This window comes from Streptomyces caeruleatus (assembly GCF_001514235.1).
Taxonomy (GTDB): domain Bacteria; phylum Actinomycetota; class Actinomycetes; order Streptomycetales; family Streptomycetaceae; genus Streptomyces; species Streptomyces caeruleatus.
This window is the reverse complement of sequence record NZ_KQ948965.1, coordinates 1-1,172: the sequence shown is the minus strand read 5'-3', so window position 1 is coordinate 1,172 and position 1,172 is coordinate 1. Positions and strand designations below refer to the sequence as shown.

Genomic DNA, 1,172 nt, shown 5'->3' with positions numbered 1-1,172 from the left:
TGGCTGCGGCTGAGGTGGATGCGGTGGAGGCGCACGGCACGGGCACCCGGCTGGGTGACCCGATCGAGGCCCAGGCTCTGTTGGCGACTTATGGGCAGGACCGGCCGGAGGGTCGTCCGCTGTGGCTGGGGTCGCTCAAGTCCAACATCGGTCACACCCAAGGCGCGGCGGGGGTGGCTGGTGTGATCAAGATGGTGTTGGCGATGCAGCGGGGTGTGTTGCCTCGGACGTTGCATGTGGATGAGCCGACTCCCGAGGTGGACTGGTCGGCGGGTGCAGTGGAGTTGCTGACTGAGCAGCGGCCGTGGCCGGTGGTTGATCGGCCGTGGCGGGCGGGGGTGTCCTCGTTCGGGGTCAGTGGCACCAATGCCCATGTGATTCTGGAGCAGGCCCCCGAATCAACGCCGGTCTCTGGTGCGGATGTTGTTGTCCCGCCTGTGGTGGTGCCGTGGGTGGTGTCGGCCAGGTCGGAGTTGGCGCTGCGGGAGCAGGCGCGGCGGCTCGCGGTGCACGTGGAGGCGGATCCGGAGCTGGATCCGGTGGACGTCGGTGCGGCGCTGGTCTCCACTCGGGCGAGTTTCGGGCACCGGGCGGTCGTTCTCGGCACCGGCCGTGACGAGTTGATCGCGGGGCTGGCCGGGCTGGCTGAAGGGGAGCCGGGTGTTGGTGTGGTGACCGGGGCAGCCGGCCAGGGGGGCCGGACGGCGTTCCTGTTCACGGGTCAGGGTGCGCAACGGGCTGGTATGGGGCGGGAGTTGGCCGAGGCGTTCCCGGTGTTCGCGGAGGCCTTCGAGGAGGTGTGCGAGGGTTTCGCCGGGATGCTGCCGGGGTCGTTGAAGGACGTGGTGTTCAGCGGCGAGGGTCTGGACCGTACCGAGTGGACGCAGCCCGGGTTGTTCGCGTTCGAGGTGGCGTTGTTCCGCCTGCTCGAGTCCTGGGGTGTGACACCGGACTACGTGGCCGGTCATTCGATCGGTGAGCTGACCGCGGCGCACGTCGCGGGGGTGCTCTCCCTGCCGGATGCGTGCCGGGTGGTGGCCGCAAGGGCCGGGTTGATGCAGGCGTTGCCTGCTGAAGGGGCCATGCTGGCGGTCGAGGCGAGCGAGGCCGAGATCGCCGGGGCGGCGGGTGAGATTGCCGGCTGGGGCGAGAAGGCCACCGTCGCGGCGGTC

General features: G+C 70.1%; 1 protein-coding gene. It reads left to right on the top strand.

Annotated features, from left to right (window positions below; all coding sequences use genetic code 11):
• Window positions 1–1,172, top strand: a 1,172-nt coding sequence (locus tag AQJ67_RS44220; protein WP_159058960.1) for an acyltransferase domain-containing protein, incomplete at both ends; no start/stop codon positions are given.